The organism is Chlamydia sp. 17-3921, assembly GCF_902705545.1.
Classification (GTDB): domain Bacteria; phylum Chlamydiota; class Chlamydiia; order Chlamydiales; family Chlamydiaceae; genus Chlamydia.
This window is the reverse complement of sequence record NZ_CACSHH010000002.1, coordinates 1-20,579: the sequence shown is the minus strand read 5'-3', so window position 1 is coordinate 20,579 and position 20,579 is coordinate 1. Positions and strand designations below refer to the sequence as shown.

The window sequence follows — 20,579 nt, the reverse complement described above, 5'->3', positions numbered from 1 at the left end:
AGAGCAAAGTTAGTTGAAGTAAAAAAGATGATACAAGATAAGGAGGAAAATTCAAAGAGTAATTTATGCATCTTCACGAGTACCAAGCTAAAGATCTTTTAACTTCTTACGATGTACTTATCCCTCCTTATCGCGTAATCTCTTCCGTTACCGAAGTACATCAAGTTTGCGAAGAGCTTAAGATAGATGCTGGTGTCGTTAAGATTCAAGTTCATGCCGGAGGTCGAGGAAAAAATGGTGGAGTGGTTATTGCAAAATCTCCAGAAAAGATGGTACAGGCTGTAACTCAACTTTTAGGAATGCGTTTTATTAGTAACCAAACTTCTGGAGATTCTTTACCTGTAGAAAAAGTGTTGATTTCTCCTTTAATAAAAATCATAGCAGAATATTATCTCGCAGTCGTCATAGATAGAAAACTTCAATGTCCAACCCTAATGTTATCGAAATCTGGGGGTATAGATATTGAAGAAGTCGCTCAAAATTTTCCAGAACAGCTGCTAGTTCTTCGATTAACTCCATTTGGGAAAATTTATAATTACCAGTTACGCAAAATTTCTATATTTATGGGATGGACTGGGAATCTTGTAACTCAAGGTGTTAATCTAATAAAACAACTCATTCAGTGTTTTTATGATAACGATGCCTCTTTGCTAGAAATCAATCCTGTAGTATTGACCTCTTCTAACGAACTTGTCGTGTTAGATGCTAAGGTTACTATCGATGATAATGCTCTTTATCGTCACCCGAATTTAGAGGCTTGTTACGATCCTTCTCAAGAAAATATTAGAGAAGTTTTAGCTAAACAAATGGACTTATCTTACATAGCTCTTGATGGAAACATCGGTTGTATTGTTAATGGTGCAGGACTTGCGATGAGTACCTTGGATATCCTGAAGTTCTATGGTGGTTCTGCTGCAAACTTTCTTGATGTAGGAGGAAGTGCTTCTTCTCAACAAATTCAGGAAGCCGTGTCTTTAGTATTATCTGATGAGAACGTAAAAGTCCTTTTTATAAATATCTTTGGAGGGATTATGGACTGTTCTGTAGTTTCTTCAGGACTTGTTGCTGTTATGGCTGCAAGAACAGATGTCATACCAATAATTCTTCGTTTGGAAGGTACAAATGTGGATCTTGGGAAAAGTATCATTCAACAATCCGGAATAGCATGTCAATTTGTTTCCTCTATGCAAGAAGGAGCTCAGCTTGCTGTCACATTAAGCCAATTATAGGAATCAAATGTTTCATTTGCTAAGCAAGAATCTTCCTATTATTACCCAAGGGATTACCGGGAAAGCTGGATCTTTTCATACAGAGCAGTGCTTTGCTTATGGATCAAACTTTGTCGGAGGAGTTACACCAGGTAAAGGAGGTTCTCAACATTTAAATCTTCCTGTCTATGATTCTGTATTAGATGCTAAACAAGCAACAGGTTGTCAAGCAACAATGATTTTTGTCCCACCTCCTTTTGCTGCAGAGGCTATTATCGAAGCTCAGGAGGCAGGAATAGAGTTGATTATTTGCATTACTGAGGGGATTCCTGTTCGTGACATGCTGGAAGTTGCAAGTATAATGAAAAAAAGTTCATCTCAGCTAATTGGCCCAAATTGCCCTGGAGTAATAAAGCCGGGGGTTTGTAAAATTGGTATTATGCCTGGATATATTCATCTTTCAGGAAATGTTGGACTAGTTTCGCGATCTGGAACTTTGACATATGAAGCCGTTTGGCAATTGACCCAACGTAAAATAGGACAAAGTGTGTGTGTTGGTATTGGAGGAGACCCTTTAAATGGAACATCATTTATAGATGTCTTAATCCAATTTGAAAAAGATCCTCAAACAAAGTGCATCCTTATGATTGGAGAGATTGGAGGGAGTGCTGAGGAAGAAGCCGCAGAATGGATACAATCTCATTGTAGTAAACCTGTGATTGCTTTTATTGCTGGAGCTTCTTCGCCAAAGGGAAGGCGTATGGGTCACGCTGGAGCAATCATTTCTAATCATTCTGGAGATGCAGAATCTAAAAAACAGGCTCTTCGTTCAGCGGGTGTTTCTGTTGTAGAATCTCCTGCTATGATAGGAGAAGTTGTTGAAAGTATTTTTTTTGGTTTATAATCTTAATAAGATTTTTTATAGAGTTTTAGAAATTGATCGAAAATACAGGCTTTTTCCCCTAAAAAAATCATATAAGTTCTGAAAATCCCCTTGTAGTAATATTTTGGTAACATATAATTTGCTCTTTGACGTTTCTGTACTTTCGCATAAGTAGACTTCTGGAGGGTACAGTGGTTTTCGTATATTAAGAATATCTATAATTTTCCTCTACCGGAGTAAAAATGATAACTAAACAATCTCATTTATTTTTAGCTGTAGTTGCTTGTTTAGGTGTGATAGTCACTCCTTCCTCTGGGTTGGCATTTTCTAAAAAAGATAATCGAGTGTCCGAATTGCCTCAGGATGTTCTTCTAAAAGAAATTTCAGGAGGTTTTTCTAAAGTAGCCGCTAAAGCTACTCCTGCTGTCGTCTATATCGAAAGTTTTCCAAAAAGCGATATGACAGTTGTGAATCCTTCTTCAGGACGTCGGGGATCACATGAAAACCCTTTCGATTATTTCAATGATGAGTTTTTTAATCGCTTCTTTGGTCTACCATCTCAAAGAGAACGACCTCAGTCTAAAGAAACTGTTCGAGGAACTGGTTTTATTGTTTCAGAAGATGGATACATCGTCACCAATAATCACGTTGTTGAAAATACAGGAAAAATTCATGTTACCTTACACGATGGCCAAAAGTATGCAGCTTCGATTATAGGGCAAGATCCTAAAACAGACCTTGCAGTTATCAAAATTAAAGCAGAAAAACTCTCTCATTTAACCTTCGGAAACTCAGATCATTTAAATGTTGGAGATTGGGCAATTGCTATAGGAAATCCTTTTGGTCTTCAGGCTACGGTCACAGTTGGTGTTATCAGTGCTAAAGGACGAAATCAACTTCATATCGCAGATTTTGAAGATTTTATTCAAACTGATGCTGCTATTAATCCTGGAAATTCTGGAGGGCCTCTCTTAAATATAGATGGTCAAGTTATTGGAGTTAATACTGCTATTGTAAGTGGAAGTGGGGGATACATCGGTATTGGATTTGCTATCCCAAGTCTTATGGCAAATAAAATCATTGATCAGTTAATTCGTGAGGGTCAAGTAACTAGAGGATTCTTAGGAGTAACTTTACAACCCATAGATACAGAATTAGCAGCTTGCTATAAACTTGAAAAAATTTATGGAGCGCTAGTGACAGATGTCGTCAAAGGTTCTCCAGCAGATAAAGCCGGTTTGAAACAAGAAGATGTTATTGTAGCTTATAATGGTAAGGAAGTCGATTCTTTGAGTACTTTCCGTAATGCTATTTCTTTGATGAGTCCCAATTCTCGAGTTCTTCTTAAAGTTGTTCGTGAAGGTAAAATTTTAGAAATTTCTGTAACAATAGCTCAAGCTCCTAAAGAAGATGGGATTTCTTCTTTACAACGTGTAGGTATTCGAGTGCAGAATCTTAATGCAGAAAATGCTAAGAAGTTGGGAATATCTCCTACTACTAAAGGAGTCTTAATAGTTTCTGTAGAGCCAGGATCTATAGCTGCAACATCAGGAATTGCTCCAGGACAGCTTATTCTTGCCGTAAATAGACAAAAAGTTTCTTCTATAGAAGAACTTAATGCTGTATTAAAGGATGTTGCTAATAATGATAGTATCCTTTTGATGGTTTCCCAAGGAGAAATTATTCGTTTTGTTGCCTTAAAACCTGAAGAGTAAGGGATATCTTTTCAGATATTAGATAACTCATCAAGAAGTCGGCAGATTGAAATAAAACCTTTTCTTAATTGATCTAGGGAAAAGTTTTCCTCCGCAGCATGAATATTGTCACTAATGTACGATGTTCCACAAATTACTGGCGCTGCTTGCGATATCTTTCCTAAAGTCGGCCCAATAGGAATCGTCGCTGTCATTGGTAGTCTTAAGCAATTTTTTTGATACAATTCGCTGTAAATTTTTTGTAACAAGTGAACGATTGGTAATCGAGGATCAATGCGCCATCCTTCGGATCCTGAATGAATTTCATAAGAGAATTTCATTGTTGCAGGAGTGTGTTTTTTTAAATGATCTATGATAAGTTGTGCTATTTTTTCAGGCTGTTGACCAAAAATTAAACGACAGGATATATACGCTGTTGCTTGATAAGGGATTACGGATTTGAAACCAGGTCCTGTGTAGCCTCCTGTGATACCATTAATGTCTAATGCAGGGCGGTATGCTGCAGCTTCTTCTGGAGTGTATGAACTTTCATAACCCGAAGGATGAAAGCCTAAAGATCCTTCACATTCTTTAATAATATTGGAAACCAGAGAATCAGGATGTTCGGATTCCTCTATAGGGATAATGTCATCATAAAAATGTTCAATAGCTATAGAATTGTCTGGTTTATGAAGTGTACTAAGAATCTCTACGAGAGCACGATTGACATTGTAAGCAATACCTCCAAAGATTCCGGAATGCATATCTTTAGTCCCTTCTTGTAAATGGACTTTCAATGTCACTAATCCTCGGCCACTAACACATATTGAAGGATATTCTGCAGAAGAAGGTCCTCCATCCATAATAAGAAGGTAGTCAGCTTTTAATAGAGATTTCTTCTTTTCTATTAAGGAAAATAATGATGAACTTCCACTTTCTTCCTCTCCTTCTATTAACCAAATTAAATTTATAGGGAAGCTTCCTCGGGTATTGTAATAGTATTGAAGAGCTTTTAAAACATAAAAACATTGACCTTTGTTATCAGAGACTCCTCGAGCATAGAAATAATTTCCTTGTTGCCTTAAAGTAAAAGGATCTCCACACCATCCATCAGATATATGTGCAGGTTGCACATCATAGTGATTGTAGAGAAGAAGAGAGGGCTTTTCAGGGCCGGCTTGTTTGTTTGAGGCATAAATGATGGGGGGATGGCCTTCCGTTTCCCAGAGTTCTATAGTGAAAATATCAGATAGTTGTGTTATCAAAAATTCGGCACATTTTTTACAGTCATTAAGATGGCTGGGGTCAGAAGATAGTGAGGGAAAGCTTAAAAAACTCGCAAAGTCTTTTATGAAACTTTTATAATGAAGGTCAAAATAATCAAAGTCTTGATGCATGAAATTTCCTGACGAATGATTGAAAATAATATCAAGGTAACTTAATTTGTCTTTGTCGCATAGGAGGATTTCTAAAGTTCCTAGGCGACAATTGTTAGAAAATAGCGACCTGAGATGCCCTCAGCAGCAAGAAATTTAGGCAATGGTATGAAGGCTGGAGACTCTTATAGAAATTTTGTTATCAAATCTAGTCAGGACTTACCTGAGATAGAAAGTAAGCTTATTGAAGCAGAACATAAGCCTTCAGGAGCTTCTATCATGATGATTATCAATGATGATGATGAAAATGTTTTTAACATCTGTTTTCGAACATGTCCTCAAAGCTCTAATGGAGTCGCTCATGTTTTAGAGCATATGGTACTGTGTGGATCTGAAAATTATCCTGTCCGTGACCCTTTTTTCTCCATGACACGACGTAGTTTAAACACGTTTATGAATGCTTTTACAGGAGCTGATTTCACCTGCTATCCTGCTGCATCTCAAATTCCTGAAGATTTTTACAATCTTCTTAGTGTTTATATTGATGCTGTATTCCACCCCCTGCTGACAAAAAATAGCTTTTTACAAGAAGCTTGGAGGTACGATTTCTCTTCAGAGAACCGTTTGTCATACACCGGAGTCGTCTTTAATGAAATGAAAGGGGCTATGATGTCGGGAGAGGCTCGTCTTTCAGAAGCTTTAAATGCTGCTATTTTTCCTTCAGTGACTTATGGAGTAAATTCTGGAGGAGATCCAAAAGAGATTCTTTCTCTTACTCTGGAGAACATCCGAAGTTTTCACCAGAGCCAGTATTCTCTAAATCGTTGTTTATTCTATTTTTACGGAAATATCAAGCCTTCTAGGCACTTAGATTTTTTAGAGGAAAAGCTTTTACGTCATGTAACGAAGTTTGAAAAACAAACCGTTTTTGTTCCTTTACAAAAGAGATTCAAGGAGCCTGTTCGAGAAATCGCAACATACCCTTCTGACAATAAGGATGAAGATAAAGTCCTTTTTGGTCTCTCTTGGTTAACTTGTTCTATACTTGATCAACAAGAGCTTTTAGCTTTGCATGTTTTAGAAGTTGTTCTTATGGGAACTGATGCAGCCCCATTAAAGAGTCGCTTATTGAAGTCAGGTTTTTGTAAGCAAGCTGATATGGGGATAGACAGTGAAATTCGAGAAATTCCCATAACTCTAGTATGTAAAGGATGCTCTCCTTCAGGTGCCCAAAAACTTGAAGCATGGATCTTTGCAAGTCTTGAGGAAATTCTTCGAGAAGGTATTTCTGAAAATCTTGTAGAAGGAGCTGTTCATCAACTCGAACTTGCACGAAAAGAAATTGCAGGATATTCATTGCCTTATGGTTTGTCCTTATTCTTTCGATCAGGTTTATTAAAGCAGCATGGAGGCCTTCCTCAGGATGGTTTGAGAATTCATAGTCTTTTTGCTGATTTACGTTCTCGATTGCAAGTCCCTGATTATCTTCCAAAGCTTATTCGTAAGCACTTCTTGGATAATTCCCATTTTGCTCGAGTGATATTAATTCCTGATGCGGAGCTAGTTTCTAAAGAGAATCAGGAGGAATTCTCTCTTCTTCAAAGAATACAACAAAATTTTTCTTCTGAAGATATTGAAAAAATTCAAGCAGATATTAAAACCTTAGAAAAATATCAAGCTCAAGAAGAGAACCTTGATCACGTTTTGCCAAACTTTTCCTTAGATAAAGTGCCGAGTTCTGGTAAAGAGTTTAGCCTAGAAAAAGATGTCATGACTGGAGGAGAGGTTTTACACCACAACTGTTTCACGAATGACTTGATCTTTGTAGATATTGTTATGGATATGCCTCCTCTTTCTATTGAGGAATTACCTTGGTTACGATTACTTGTCTTTTTGATGCTTCAATTAGGATGTGGAGGAAGATCTTATAAACAACAATTAGAATTTTTGTTAGAACATACTGGAGGGATAGATGTTTCCTATGATTTCTCTCCTCATGCAAATAAGAATACTCTTTTATCTCCTTCTATTAGTATTCGTGGTAAAGCTTTGTCTGCAAAGTCTCCAAAATTATTTCAGGCATTTAAAGATATACTCTTAGGAGTAGATTTTAGTGATGTTCCCAGGATCAGGGAGTTATTAATGCAGCATAATGAAGCTTTAACGAACAGTGTGAGAAATAGTCCTATGAGTTATGCTGTTAGTATGGCGTGTGCAGATAAATCTGTAACAGCAGCAATGTCTTATCTTGCTACAGGTCTTCCTTATGTAAATAAAATTCGAGATCTTGTTGCAAATTTTGATCAAAAGATTGACGAGATTATTGCTATTCTACAAACCTTATTTACAAAATGTTTTTCAGGAAAACGACAGCTGATTATTAGTGGTAGTTCTCAAAATTACCAGCATCTTCATGAAAATGAATTTTATGGCATTTTCGAGCATGCAGTAGTTGTTCCTAAGCCTTGGGAGAACCCTTCTCTTGATTTAAAAATTTCTTCTCAAGGATTGCATATTCCTGTCCGAGCTGCATTTAATGTGTTAGCTTTTCCTATAGGGGATCTTCCTTACGATCATCCAGATGCTGCAGCATTAACAATTGCTGCTGAAATTTTAGATAATGTTGTTTTGCACACAAAGATTCGAGAACAAGGTGGAGCTTATGGTTCTGGTGCTGCAATCAATTTAGGGCGAGGCTCTGCATATTGTTATAGTTATCGTGATCCTGAAATTGCAGCAAGTTATAAGACTTTCATTCAGGGAATTTCAGAAATAGCAGCTGGAAATTTTTCTAAGGAAGATATTCACGAGGGTATTTTGGGAGTAATTCAGAGTTTAGATTCTCCAATAGCTCCTGGAAATCGAGCCTCAACGGCTTTTTATAGACTTCGATGTGGGAGAGTCCCATCTTTGCGTCATGCATTTCGTCATGCGGTACTATCAGTAACTAAAGAGCATATATGTGAAGTAGTGGATAGATATTTATCTCGAAATAAAAATCTTACTACATTTATCTCGTTTGCTGGAGAAGAAATGCTAAGAAACTCTTCTTCTTCTCTTCCTGAAGATTTTTCTATTCACATGGCTTTATAGAAATTTTTTAAGAATTTTCTATAGGTGTAAAGGTCGAATCTTCACCAGATGGAAGAAATGATGCTGTTGTATTTTGTATCAGAATAGGGTCTTCAATATGATGTGTCGATGACGTTACTTCTAGGCTTTCAAATTTTCGTAGTGTTGGCAATACTCGATGCTGAAAACTTGCTGCCATATCATTATAACTCTGAATTGTTTGATTGAGATTTTTCCCAATTTTATGAAAATGTCCAAAGACAACATGTAATCGGTGATGCAATTCTTTTCCTAAAAGACCTATTTCTTGGATTTGCTTTTGTAGATTCTCCTGCTTCCACATGTAAGCTATCGTTTTTAGTAGTGCTAGTAAAGTTAGGGGGCTAGAAAGAATCACATTGGATGCTGCTCCAAAATCTATTAACTCTGGAGCTAACCGAATAGCATCATGAAATAAACTCTCTCCAGGAAGAAAAAGGATGACGTATTCTGGAGAATAATGAAATTTATTCCAATAACTTTTGGATTTTAAATTTTTTATGTGCTCTTTGAGTTTATCTACAAGATCAGTTTTATTTGGGTTTTCATCCAAAGAAAAATATGTTTCAGAGAAAGGTGCCTTGGCATCTATGACAAGACAGCGTTCTTGAGGCAGGCGAATAATAATATCCGCACGAGCTGATGCTTGAGAATTTGTCGTTTGAGAATCGTAATCACAATATTTCAGCATTCCAGAAAGTTCTAAGATTCTTTCTAATTGAATTTCCCCCCATCGACCTCGAGAACCTGGATGTTTTAAAATATTCGTAAGAGCTTGTGTCTCTTGTTCTAATTTTTTCTCAACAGCTAAAAGAGAAACCATTTGCTCCTTTAAAGCTCCTCGATCTTCAGCATGTTGTATTTCAAACTTTTCTAAATTTTGTTTGAATGCTGTTAACGTTGTTTGAACTGGGGATAAGATAGACTCTATAGATTTGGATTTTTCGCCGAAATAATTTTGAGCTTCCTCTTTCATGTTTTTGATTAAGTTATGAGAAGATACTACTAGGCGATTATTAAAGTCCTCCATAAGTTGTTCTTGCTGTCGATTTAAATTTACTGTTGCTTGAAGAATCTGATTTTCTTGTTCTAACTTATGAATCTTTGCAAGATAGAGATTTTTCTTTTTATTGTAAGAACAAGATGCCAGAAAATATCCAAAGAAAAATATTCCGACAGTTAAAAAAATATAAGCAAGATGTTGTGTCGCCATTGTTTTAGTTTTTCTTTTTTCTATGGGTAATTGCAAAGATAGGGAAAATTATCAAAATATATAACCAAGAAACAAGAAAAAATACTTCAACAAAGTGATCAACAAGTCCTAAAAATAAAAGGCATGCTATTAATCCTGTCATGATAACAAGGAGAAAAGAAGAAACCTTAAAGTGAAGGGTTTTTATGCTAGGAAATTTCCACGGAGAAATCATTAATCCTCCGATACATAATAAAGCGAATGAAACTAAGATAACACGAACTTTTATAGGAAAAGATACAGCTTCGTCAGAAGCAAGAAACAGAGCTAAGGAAACAATACTTGCAGCTGCTGCTGGAATAGGAAGACCTATGAAGCATCCTGTTCGAGTTATATCCGTAGATTTTGAAAAAAGGTTGTAACGTACTAATCTTAAAACTCCACATAGTGAATAGATGATGGATGTTATCACGAGTAGAGAAGAGAAAAATCCTCCAAAAGAGATGCAGTTTAAGCTTTTTATTGCAAGAAGAGGTGGTGCGATTCCAAAGGTTATAGCATCGGAAAGGGAATCAAATTGTGCGCCAAAAGCACTTTCGGCTTTCATAATTCGTGCTATAGCACCGTCAGAAAAATCAGCAATCATAGCACTAATAAGCAAAAGAGATAAACCTTGTAGACGATGAAATAGCTCGGAAGAGGAAGAGGTTTTTAAAACACTTTTAAAAATAATAAAAAGCCCACAACATAGTCCGAAGGCAGTAATAGCATTAGGAGTGACTACGCGACGTTTACCTCTTCCTCCAAAGTCTGATTCTACCATGGTATATGCCGAAGTTTTTTGCTTTAGCATAATACATTTTTCTAAAATCAACAAGTTTTTGCAGTCCATGGAAGTAACTTCCATCGGTTGAAAAAATATTCAGAGGAAAGATTTTTTTTGCCGAGAAAGATACAATTTTTCAATTGCAGGAAACGCCTCCAATTCCTATATATGGTGGATAGGCGCACAATGTTTCACTACATATTGGGTTTTCTGGGAGAAATGACTTCTAGATTCACAAGAGTTTTTTTCTTATATTTTTTAAGTTGGTGAAGAAAACCGCTCCGACATTTTTTGCTGTTGCGAAGAGTTTTCCTTACGTGCGGGTAAGTCTAAAATTAAAAGTCAAAAAACCTGGTTTTTGGGAGAGTTATGGTTGCGATCAAAGAAAAGCGTTATACTATCGTTAAACGTAATGGAATGTTTGTTCCATTTAATCAAGATAGAATTTCTCAAGCTTTGGAGGCAGCTTTCCGAGACTCTAGAAGTTTAGAAGGGGATTCCCCTTTGCCTAAGGATTTAGAAGAGTCTATTTCAGAAATTACTCGTAATGTTGTTAGCGAAGTTGTTGGAAAAATTTCTAATGGTCAAGTCGTTACTGTCGAAAGAATTCAAGATATTGTTGAGAGTCAACTCTATGTTAGTGGTTTACAGGACATTGCTAGGGATTATATTGTTTATAGAGACCAACGTAAAGACCAGAGAGAAGGTTCCTGGCGATGCGTTTTAATTGTTCGTCGAGATGGAAGCCATGCAAAATTTAATCCCATGAAAATTTCTTCCGCTTTGGAAAAGGCTTTTCGTGCGACTTTGAAGATTGAAGGGATGACTCCATCTTCGACGTTATCAGAAATTAACGAGATTACGTTAAAAATTGTTGAAGAAGTCTTAGTGCAGCATGTTGAGTTAGAAAATATTATCCATATTGAGATGATTCAAGATATCGTAGAAAAGCAGCTTATGATTGCAGGATGCTATGATGTTGCTAAAAATTATATCTTATATAGAGAAACTCGATCTCGAGCTCGAGAAAACAAACTTTCTGAAGATCAGAAAATAGTTCCTGTTGAAGATGAAGTTTATCGAGTTGTAAGAGATGATCAAACAGAGTATTTTTTAACCAAAGTTGATTTAGAAAATCGCCTTGCTTGGGCTTGTCAAAGGTTTCCTGAAACGACAAGTTCTCGAATTCTTGCTAATATGGCTTTTGCAAACTTATTTTCTGGAATCAAAGAATCTGAAGTTGTTACAGCCTGTATTATGGCTGCACGTGCAAACATTGAAAAAGAGCCTGATTATGCTTTTGTTGCTGCGGATTTGCTTTTTGATGTTGTCTATCAAGAAACTACGGGATGTTGTGCAATATCCCCAGATTTAGAAGAATCTCATAGAGCGTATTTTAAAAAGTACATTCTTGAAGGTGAGAATTATCGTTTAAATCCTAAATTGACAGAATATGATCTTGATGCCCTAGCAAAAGTCTTAGATTTATCTAGAGATCGAAAGTTTTCCTATATGGGAGTTCAAAATCTTTTTGATCGTTATTTTAATCAGCATAATGGTCGTCATTTAGAAACTGCTCAAATCTTTTGGATGCGAATTTCCATGGGACTAGCTCTAAATGAAGAAAATAAAACCGCTTGGGCAATTACTTTTTATAATTTACTTTCTACATTTCGCTATACACCTGCAACTCCAACTCTGTTTAATTCTGGTATGCGCCATTCACAATTAAGTTCATGCTATCTTTCTACTGTAAAAGATGATTTGCAACACATTTACAAAGTAATATCAGACAACGCTCTTCTTTCTAAGTGGGCTGGAGGAATCGGTAATGATTGGACGAGTGTTCGTGCTCGAGGAGCTAAAATTAAAGGAACTAACGGTAAAAGCCAGGGGGTCATACCTTTTATTAAAGTTGCCAACGATACTGCAGTAGCTGTCAATCAAGGAGGCAAAAGAAAAGGGGCCGCCTGTGTATATTTAGAATGTTGGCATTTAGATTTTGAAGATTTTTTAGAATTACGTAAGAATACTGGAGATGAACGCCGACGAACACATGATATTAATACCGCCAGTTGGATTCCTGATCTATTTTTCAAGAGGTTGGAGCAAAAAGGTACATGGACTTTCTTCAGTCCAGATGATGTCCCTGGTTTACACGAGGCCTATGGTCTTGAATTCGAAAAACTCTATGAAGAATACGAACGCAAAATTGAGACGGGAGAAATTCAACTCTATAAAAAGATAGAAGCAGAAGTTCTTTGGCGAAAAATGCTTAGTATGCTTTATGAAACAGGACACCCTTGGTTAACTTTTAAAGATCCTTCAAATATTCGTGGAGCTCAAGATCATGTTGGTGTTATTCGTTGCTCGAATTTATGTACTGAAATTTTATTAAACTGCTCTGAATCAGAAACAGCAGTCTGTAATTTAGGCTCTTTAAATTTGATAGAGCATCTCGATAATGGTAAAATTGACGAACAAAAATTTGCAGAAACTATCTCTATAGCTATTCGAATTTTAGATAACGTCATAGATTTAAATTTTTATCCTACTCCAGAAGCAAAAACAGCAAACCTAACTCATAGAGCTGTTGGATTGGGAACTATGGGTTTTCAAGATGCCTTGTATGAAAAGAGTATAAGCTATGCTTCTCAAGATGCTGTAGAGTTTGCAGACGAAGTTGCGGAGTTAGTAGCTTATTATTCTATAATGGCTTCCTCTCAACTTGCTAAAGAACGAGGCGTGTATTCTTCATACAAAGGATCTAAGTGGGATCGTGGTTTATTGCCAATAGATACTATAGATCTTTTGAAGCAAGCGCGCGGAGAGCATAATGTCCTTATGGACACTTCCTGCAGAAAAGATTGGACTCCAGTTCGCGAATCTGTTCGTAAGTACGGATTAAGAAATAGTCATCTTATGACAATAGCCCCTACAGCAACAATTTCTAATATTATTGGTATCACACAATCCATAGAACCGACTTATAAAAATCTCTTCGTAAAATCTAATTTATCTGGTGAATTTACGATTCCAAATGTTTACCTTATTCGGAGATTAAAGAGCTTAGGTTTATGGGATGAAGACATGCTAGATGATCTTAAATATTTCGATGGATCTTTATCGGAAATTGAAAGAATACCTAATGATTTGAAAAAGATTTTTATGACAGCATTTGAAATAGAGCCTGAGTGGCTTATCGAATGTGCATCTCGACGGCAAAAATGGATTGATATGGGACAAGCTTTGAATCTATACTTGGCCGAACCAAACGGTAAAAAATTATCCAACATGTATTTAACTGCTTGGAAAAAAGGATTAAAAACTACTTATTATTTACGATCTCTTGCTGCAACATCTGTAGAGAAGTCTTTTACAGATATTAATAAGAGAGGCATTCAACCTCGTTGGATGAAGAATGCTTCGGCATCCACAAGTATCGTCGTTGAAAGAGTAAAAAAGGCTACAGTTTGTTCTATGGAAGAAGGTTGTGAGTCTTGTCAGTAAATGCTAGAAGCGAGGTAATGCAATGAAAGCAGATATTTTAGATGGGAAATTAAGACGTGTACATATCAATAGTAAGCGATTGGTAAACTGTAGCCAAGTTGATGTAAATCAATTAGTTCCAATTAAGTATAAATGGGCTTGGGAACACTATCTCAATGGTTGTGCTAACAATTGGCTTCCTACAGAAATTCCTATGGCAAGAGATATTGAATTATGGAAGTCTAATGGTTTATCAGAGGATGAGCGTCGTGTAATTTTATTGAATCTAGGATTTTTCAGTACGGCAGAGAGCCTAGTAGGAAATAACATTGTTTTGGCTATATTTAAGCATATTACAAATCCTGAGTCTCGTCAGTATTTGCTCCGTCAAGCTTTTGAAGAAGCTGTTCATACTCACACGTTCCTTTATATTTGTGAATCTTTAGGTCTTGATGAAGCCGAAGTCTTTAATGCTTATAATGAGCGCGCCTCTATTAAGGCAAAAGATGATTTCCAAATGACCTTAACTGTTGATGTTTTAAATCCAAATTTTTCTACAGATTCTATAGAAGGATTACGCCAATTTATTAAGAATTTGGTGGGATATTACATTATTATGGAAGGAATTTTCTTTTATAGTGGCTTTGTTATGATTCTCTCTTTTCATAGACAAAATAAAATGACTGGGATTGGAGAGCAGTATCAATATATACTTAGAGATGAGACGATTCACTTAAACTTTGGTATCGATTTGATCAATGGTATTAAAGAAGAAAATCCTGAAGTTTGGTCTCTAGAACTACAAGAAGAAATTATTGCTCTTATAGAAAAAGCTGTAGATCTTGAAATTGAATATGCTAAAGATTGCTTACCTCGAGGTATTCTTGGGTTGAAGGCCTCGATGTTTATAGATTATGTTCGTCATATTGCGGATCGTCGTTTAGAGAGAATTGGGTTGAAGCCTATATATAACTCGAAAAATCCTTTCCCATGGATGAGTGAAACCATAGACCTTAATAAAGAAAAAAATTTCTTTGAAACTCGGGTTACTGAGTATCAAACTTCTGCTAGTTTGAGTTGGTAGTTGGTTCATAGATCTTCATTACACTGTGTAATTGCAGTGTAATGCTTTTCTATCCTTAAAAAAATCTTAGAGAAAAACTAGAAGAGCTTTTATACTTTTTGTGTCAGTTTCTTATTGTTTTTTCGTGAAACCTCGTGATTTAAATCTCCCTTTTACATGGGAAGAGCGCTCGCCTTGTATTGACCGAGGAGTACTTTTTGTTCCCAAGCATTATTCGGATCATTATCGTTTTGCTACATCTTTGTGGGAAAAAATGTTCTTTAATGAGCTTCCGATAGCTTGTGAGTTGTGTTCTGGAAACGGTGACTGGATTGTTGCTCAGGCACAAATTTATCCTCAGATAAATTGGATTGCTGTTGAACAACGTTTTGATAGGGTTAGGAAGATTTGGTCTAAGATGTCCAACAGCCAAATTACTAATCTGAGAATAGTATATGGAACTGCCGAGACGTTTTTTCAATACTACGTGCCTTCTGAGGCTTTAGAGCGTATTGTTATAAATTTTCCAGATCCATGGCCAAAACAACGACACCGTAAGCGTAGACTTTTTCATCCAGAGTTCGTAAAAGATCTTGTTAAAGTTATGCAAAACAAAGCCGCTCTTATTTTAGCTACAGATGAAGAGGGTTATTTAAAAGAGGCTATTGAAGTTTTAAAACAAAGTCTTACACCTATACTTCCCGAACCATATTATTGTAGGAAATTAGAAAGTTATGGTGGGTCTTGGTTTGAGAATCTTTGGAGATCTAAAGGACTATCTATTTTCTATACAGAATTTGTGAAAAACGTTGGGATATAGCTGACTTGAACAGCTGACCTTCACGATGTCAACGTGACGCTCTAACCAACTGAGCTAATACCCCAATTTTTAGCACCATGGTACTGAGAAAATACTATCTTTGCAATAGGCATATTGATGTTTAAACAACGAAGATTATTTGATGGAAATGTTGTTTGTTTGTCTCATGAGGTTTTTCATGAAATAGTGGTCCCTGGAGATACTGTTGTGGACGCTACCTGTGGACACGGATGGGATAGCCTCGTTCTTGCAAGATTACTCCAAGGGCAAGGAAAACTTGTAGCCTATGATATTCAAAAGGAAGCTTTGGAAAGCGCTAAAACGCTTTTTGAACGGTCTTTAACTCAAGAAGAGCGGTCTATTATAGAACTTAAGAAGCGTTCTCATGAGGAAATTTCAGAAACTCAAATAAAATTAATACATTATAATCTTGGTTATTTTCCTAAAGGAAATAAAGCGATTACAACTTTAACAACAACGACTTTAAGAAGCTTAAAAAGTGCTTTGAAAGCTCTTGTTCCTCAAGGAGTCATAACTATAGTTTGTTATCCTGGGCATGAAGAAGGGGAGCGGGAAACTTTAGCTATTGAAGCATGGGCAACGAATTTGGATCCACAACATTGGCAGGTAAGCTCATTTCATGTGATGAATCGATCGAAGGCTCCTAAATTACTGATACTTCGTTCTCTGAATTGTAAAGATTAGAAGGAAGGCGGTAAGGAACTATACAGACTTCTTCTTCGAGTTCTATACCATGAATCTTGAGTGTTGAACGTATTATTTCAATAAGTTTCTTGACTTCATTAGAAGTAGCTCTTCCAGTATTGACAATAAAATTTGCATGAACATGAGAAATTTTAGCGCCGCCAACACTAAGATTTTTAAGTCCTGCCTCATCTATAAGTTTTCCTGCAGAAGCTCCTCCTGGAGGATTGCGAAAGATACAACCTGCAGAAGGTAGAGTATAAGGTTGGGTGGTCATCCGGTGTTGCAAGGCTGCTTTTATTTCATGAGGAGCTAAAAAATTTTTAGTAAGCTGGAAAGTTGCTGATAGAATAAATTCATGATGTTGTTGAAAACGGGACTTGCGATATGAAAATTCTAACTCTTCCTTAGTATAGGTAAGAATATTACCTTGGTCATTAATGACTTCTACAAATTTAACAATAGAAGCAACGTCTTGCTCTGCCGTTCCTGCATTCATATAAATTGCTCCGCCAACAGATCCAGGAATTCCTATAGCAAATTCTAGTCCCGAATAACCATTATATGTAGAAGTTTTCCCTAAAGATGCAAAAGATAGTCCAGAATATGCCTTAAGACACATTTTTGGTAAAAATTCTTTGCCTGTAATCGCATTATAAAGAACAAAACCATCAAATCCTCGATCATCAAACAAACAATTAGAACCTTTGCCAAGAACAATAAATGGATAGTTTATTTTTTTAAGATAACAGATAGTCTGACAAGCTTCTTCTACGGAATGAACTGCTTTAAAATAGTTTGCAGGTCCCCCAATACGAAATGTAGAGTATTTATTTAACCAAACACTACGGCGAACTGAGAAAGGAAATTTGGGAGTAGTAGATTCGTTCAACTTAAAGCTTCAATAATTTAATTAGAGGAACAACAAACTAAAGAATTACCGGTATAGGATTTAGGGGTGGCCAAGCGAAAAATATCATTTAAAACAGCTTGCACGAAAGATCGTGCTTCTAAATAGCTGAACTTTTTTATAAGTCTCGTAGCTTCAGCTATTAAAATAGAAGAATGAATGGGTTCACCATATAGATATTCAAATAGAGTAAGTCGTAAAATATTTTTTTCCATAAGGTTTAATTTCTCAAAAGGTGTTTTAATTGTTTTACTAATGAGAGAATCAAGTTCCGATGCTTTTGCTATAATTTGCTTAGAATAGCTTAAAGCTATAAGAGCATGTTTTTGTGCAACAGCTGTTTCCTTCATCAGAAGAGGGACGAGCCCCTCTTCTGATGAGGGGACTATATCTAATGCATAAAGCATTTGTAAAACTATTTCCCGCATTTTTTGTTGGGGAAGAGTTTGAGAGTGTGAAGCGGCGAGGACCCTTAAGGACTTCTCTGGCGCTGGTGTAGCCATAATGAGCACCAAAAAATAACTTATAATTTATTCAATCGCTAAGGAGAGCTTAGCTGGAGCGTGAAAAGAACTAAGATTATCTACTAGAAAGTTTTAAAAGCAATAAAAAACGTTTGATTTAATTACATAACCTCCATTTCTTTGGTTGTTTAGCCAAAATATGTGCTTAAAATTTTTTTCTAATAGGATTCTGTCTAGGAGGTATCTTACGTTTGATTTCCATTGCTTTTCTTTTGATAATACTCTAAGATGTTACTCTTCTTACTAGGGGTAAGCAGAAGGTTTGCTAAGATTTTTCTTGAGAAGATAAGTAGTGACCTCCGATTCATATTAACGAGAAGTCGGACTAGAGTGTGGTATTAAATTTCAAAATTAACAGACAGATACGAGCTCCTCAAGTACGCTTAATTGGCGTGGATGGAGAACAGCTAGGAATCGTTGGTATCAGAGAAGCCTTAGATTTGGCTAGAGAAGCTAATCTAGATCTTGTTGAAGTCGCTTCAAATAGTGAACCTCCTGTTTGTAAAATTATGGATTATGGCAAATATCGCTATGATCTCACTAAGAAGGAAAAGGATAGTAAAAAGGCACAGCATCAAGTCCGAGTTAAGGAAGTAAAGCTAAAGCCTAATATAGATGAAAACGATTTTTTGACTAAGTTAAAGCAAGCCAGGTCTTTTGTCGAAAAAGGCAATAAAGTAAAAATTACGTGTATGTTTCGAGGTCGTGAATTAGCCTATCCGGAGCATGGTTTGAAAATCGTTCAAAAAATGAGCCAAGGTTTGGAAGATATTGGTTTTGTTGAAGCAGAACCAAAGTTAGCAGGGCGCTCTTTGATTTGTGTCGTGGCTCCAGGGGTAGTAAAAGTAAAGAAAAAATAGGAAAGTCTTATGCCTAAGATGAAAAGCAATAAGTCTGTTTTGGCGCGCTTTAAAGTAACAGGTTCTGGCTTGTTAAAAAGAAATTGTCCAGGAAAAAGACATAAATTATCAAAAAAATCTTCACAAGCTAAGCGAAACTTGTCTAAACAGCCTTTAGTAGATCAGGGACAGGTAGGAATGTATAAACGTATGATGCTTGTTTAAAGGTAAGGAATTATATCATGGTAAGAGCAACAGGTTCAGTAGCTTCTAGACGTCGTCGCAAGCGTATATTAGGACAAGCCAAAGGCTTTTGGGGGGATAGAAAAGGTCATATCAGACAAAGTCGCTCCTGTGTCATGAGGGCTATGGCATTTAATTATATGCATAGAAAAGACAGGAAAGGGGATTTTCGTAGCCTTTGGATTTCTCGGTTGAATGTCGCTGCTAGAATTAACGGTTTATCGTATAGCCGTTTAATTAATGGTTTGAAGTGCGCTGGAATCATATTGAATCGTAAGATCCTTTCAGAAATGGCAATTCATAATCCTCAAAGTTTTGCTGATATTGCAGAACAAGCAAAGCAAGCTTTGAAAGCAACTATTTAAAACTCAAAATTTTTGTTGTGTGTGGCCATGGAAGAGGAGTTGAAGTTCGCTCGACAGCAGTTTGACTCTGAACTTAGCCAAGCTGATTCTTCTAAAGAACTTTTTGATCTTAAAGTTCGTTACTTAGGTAAGAAGGGTATTTTTCGTAATTTTGCAAATCAAATAAGAGAGAATCCTGAAGAAAGAAGAGCCGAACTTGGTGTTTCTATAAATTCTTTTAGAGAATATGTGGAAAGTCTTATTGAAGAAAAGATTTTAACCGCTCTTCTTTTAGAAGAAACTATTGAACTTCAAAAAGAAAAAATAGATATTTCTCTTCCCGGAGAGTCTCAATGGATTGGAGGGAAACATATAATTAAGAAAATTCTAGATGATACTGTTGATATTTTTATGCATTTAGGATTTTGTGTTCGAGAAGCTCCTAACATAGAAAGTGAAGAAAATAACTTTTCTTTGTTAAATTTTGATGAAGATCATCCTGCGAGACAGATGCATGATACCTTCTATTTGGATCCTACAACGGTTTTACGTACCCATACATCTAATGTTCAAGTTCGAGAAATAAAAAAGCGAAATCCCCCAATCAAAGTAGTTGCTCCGGGACTATGTTTTCGTAATGAAGACATTTCTTCTCGTTCTCATGTCATTTTTCATCAGGTTGAAGCCTTTTATATAGATCAGAATGTAACTTTATCGGAACTGACAACACTACTTTCAGAATTTTATCATACTTTTTTTGAAAGAGAAGTTGAATTGCGTTTTCGACATAGTTATTTTCCTTTTGTTGAACCAGGAATTGAAGTGGATGTTTCTTGTGAATGTCATGGAGGCTGCTCTTTGTGTAAGTACTCTGGATGGATCGAGGTTGCCGGTGCTGGTATGATACATCCTCAGGTACTTCGTAATGGAAATATTGATTCCGAAATCTATTCCGGATATGCTGTAGGCATGGGAATAGAAAGATTGGCTATGTTAAAATATGGCATTTCAGATATTCGTTTATTCTGTGAAAATGATATAAGATTTTTGCGACAGTTTATTTAATAAGGAAGAATGGCAGAGCGGTTTAATGCACCTGTCTTGAAAACAGGAGACCTGAAAGGGTCCGGGGGTTCGAATCCCTCTTCTTCCGTTTCTTTTTATATTCAATAGTTTAGTTCCTTCTAGTTTTTTTTCTTACTCTAAGCTCTTTATTCTTTGATATATAATTTTTTATAATTATTAGTTTTTGTTGATTAGTTGTTTATATTACTTCTGTTTTATTTATTACAAAATAGAATTGATAACTAATTTTATTTTGTAATAAATTAGAAAGACGTCCCTATAAAAAT

At 36.2% G+C, this 20,579-nt stretch carries 17 protein-coding genes and 2 tRNA genes; 13 read left to right on the top strand and 6 right to left on the bottom strand.

Annotation, left to right across the window (positions count from 1 at the left end; translation table 11 throughout):
• The first annotated feature begins 65 nt into the window (after window positions 1-65).
• From sucC to JMS40_RS00270, 3 genes are all read left to right on the top strand, one after another.
• Window positions 66-1,229 carry an ADP-forming succinate--CoA ligase subunit beta gene (sucC, locus tag JMS40_RS00280; RefSeq protein ID WP_201456286.1) on the top strand — a complete coding sequence of 388 codons (1,164 nt, stop codon included), beginning with the start codon at window positions 66-68 and terminating at the stop codon, window positions 1,227-1,229.
• A 7-nt stretch (window positions 1,230-1,236) separates the two neighbouring features.
• Window positions 1,237-2,112, top strand: coding sequence for a succinate--CoA ligase subunit alpha (sucD, locus tag JMS40_RS00275; protein ID WP_201456285.1), 876 nt, complete (start codon window positions 1,237-1,239; stop codon window positions 2,110-2,112).
• Between the two features lie 221 nt (window positions 2,113-2,333).
• The gene (locus tag JMS40_RS00270; protein WP_201456284.1) at window positions 2,334-3,806 is read left to right on the top strand and encodes a DegQ family serine endoprotease; all 1,473 of its coding nucleotides are present in this window, start codon (window positions 2,334-2,336) and stop codon (window positions 3,804-3,806) included.
• An 11-nt stretch (window positions 3,807-3,817) separates the two neighbouring features.
• Here the strand turns inward: JMS40_RS00270 and JMS40_RS00265 are convergent, their stop codons facing one another.
• Window positions 3,818-5,182 carry a M20/M25/M40 family metallo-hydrolase gene (locus tag JMS40_RS00265; RefSeq protein ID WP_201456283.1) on the bottom strand — a complete coding sequence of 455 codons (1,365 nt, stop codon included), beginning with the start codon at window positions 5,180-5,182 and terminating at the stop codon, window positions 3,818-3,820.
• A 147-nt stretch (window positions 5,183-5,329) separates the two neighbouring features.
• Between JMS40_RS00265 and JMS40_RS00260 the strand changes: the two genes are divergently transcribed.
• Complete coding sequence (locus tag JMS40_RS00260; RefSeq protein ID WP_201456303.1) at window positions 5,330-8,254, top strand: insulinase family protein; 2,925 nt, start codon at window positions 5,330-5,332, stop codon at window positions 8,252-8,254.
• Between the two features lie 7 nt (window positions 8,255-8,261).
• Here the strand turns inward: JMS40_RS00260 and JMS40_RS00255 are convergent, their stop codons facing one another.
• On the bottom strand, window positions 8,262-9,485 hold the full coding sequence (locus JMS40_RS00255) for a DNA recombination protein RmuC (protein ID WP_201456282.1): 1,224 nt from the start codon (window positions 9,483-9,485) through the stop codon (window positions 8,262-8,264).
• 4 nt (window positions 9,486-9,489) lie between these two features.
• Window positions 9,490-10,287, bottom strand: coding sequence for a phosphatidylcholine/phosphatidylserine synthase (locus tag JMS40_RS00250; RefSeq protein ID WP_201456302.1), 798 nt, complete (start codon window positions 10,285-10,287; stop codon window positions 9,490-9,492).
• A gap of 372 nt (window positions 10,288-10,659) precedes the next feature.
• On the opposite strand from JMS40_RS00250, the gene JMS40_RS00245 reads away from it, so the two are divergent.
• The 3 genes from JMS40_RS00245 (at window position 10,660) to JMS40_RS00235 (ending at window position 15,662) form a co-directional block, all read left to right on the top strand.
• A complete protein-coding gene (locus JMS40_RS00245; protein ID WP_201456281.1) occupies window positions 10,660-13,800 on the top strand; it encodes a ribonucleoside-diphosphate reductase subunit alpha in 3,141 nt (1,046 codons plus the stop codon).
• Window positions 13,801-13,822: 22 nt separating this feature from the next.
• Window positions 13,823-14,863 carry a ribonucleotide-diphosphate reductase subunit beta gene (locus tag JMS40_RS00240; protein ID WP_201456280.1) on the top strand — a complete coding sequence of 347 codons (1,041 nt, stop codon included), beginning with the start codon at window positions 13,823-13,825 and terminating at the stop codon, window positions 14,861-14,863.
• A 124-nt stretch (window positions 14,864-14,987) separates the two neighbouring features.
• Window positions 14,988-15,662, top strand: coding sequence for a tRNA (guanine(46)-N(7))-methyltransferase TrmB (locus tag JMS40_RS00235; RefSeq protein ID WP_201456301.1), 675 nt, complete (start codon window positions 14,988-14,990; stop codon window positions 15,660-15,662).
• Here JMS40_RS00235 and JMS40_RS00230 read toward each other — a convergent pair.
• Window positions 15,653-15,726 (bottom strand) — tRNA-Val (locus JMS40_RS00230). The genes JMS40_RS00235 and JMS40_RS00230 overlap by 10 nt on opposite strands.
• Window positions 15,727-15,779: 53 nt before the next feature.
• Between JMS40_RS00230 and JMS40_RS00225 the strand changes: the two genes are divergently transcribed.
• Window positions 15,780-16,367 (top strand): class I SAM-dependent methyltransferase, encoded by a 588-nt coding sequence (locus JMS40_RS00225; protein ID WP_201456279.1) that lies wholly within the window; start codon window positions 15,780-15,782, stop codon window positions 16,365-16,367.
• On the opposite strand, the gene murB is transcribed toward JMS40_RS00225, so the two are convergent.
• Window positions 16,327-17,259: a UDP-N-acetylmuramate dehydrogenase gene (murB, locus tag JMS40_RS00220; RefSeq protein ID WP_201456278.1), complete on the bottom strand. Its 933-nt coding sequence runs from the start codon at window positions 17,257-17,259 to the stop codon at window positions 16,327-16,329. The genes JMS40_RS00225 and murB overlap by 41 nt on opposite strands.
• Window positions 17,260-17,276: 17 nt before the next feature.
• Complete coding sequence (gene nusB / locus JMS40_RS00215) at window positions 17,277-17,780, bottom strand: transcription antitermination factor NusB (RefSeq protein WP_201456277.1); 504 nt, start codon at window positions 17,778-17,780, stop codon at window positions 17,277-17,279.
• Window positions 17,781-18,133: 353 nt separating this feature from the next.
• Here nusB and infC point away from each other — a divergent pair, with 353 nt between their 5' ends.
• From infC to JMS40_RS00190, 5 genes are all read left to right on the top strand, one after another.
• The gene (gene infC / locus JMS40_RS00210; protein WP_201456276.1) at window positions 18,134-18,661 is read left to right on the top strand and encodes a translation initiation factor IF-3; all 528 of its coding nucleotides are present in this window, start codon (window positions 18,134-18,136) and stop codon (window positions 18,659-18,661) included.
• A gap of 9 nt (window positions 18,662-18,670) precedes the next feature.
• Window positions 18,671-18,865, top strand: coding sequence for a 50S ribosomal protein L35 (gene rpmI, locus JMS40_RS00205; RefSeq protein WP_201456275.1), 195 nt, complete (start codon window positions 18,671-18,673; stop codon window positions 18,863-18,865).
• Window positions 18,866-18,882: 17 nt separating this feature from the next.
• Window positions 18,883-19,248 carry a 50S ribosomal protein L20 gene (gene rplT / locus JMS40_RS00200; protein ID WP_201456274.1) on the top strand — a complete coding sequence of 122 codons (366 nt, stop codon included), beginning with the start codon at window positions 18,883-18,885 and terminating at the stop codon, window positions 19,246-19,248.
• Window positions 19,249-19,269: 21 nt separating this feature from the next.
• The gene (gene pheS, locus JMS40_RS00195; protein ID WP_201456273.1) at window positions 19,270-20,292 is read left to right on the top strand and encodes a phenylalanine--tRNA ligase subunit alpha; all 1,023 of its coding nucleotides are present in this window, start codon (window positions 19,270-19,272) and stop codon (window positions 20,290-20,292) included.
• 3 nt (window positions 20,293-20,295) lie between these two features.
• Window positions 20,296-20,380: transfer RNA gene (locus tag JMS40_RS00190), tRNA-Ser, on the top strand.
• Window positions 20,381-20,579 lie beyond the last annotated feature (199 nt).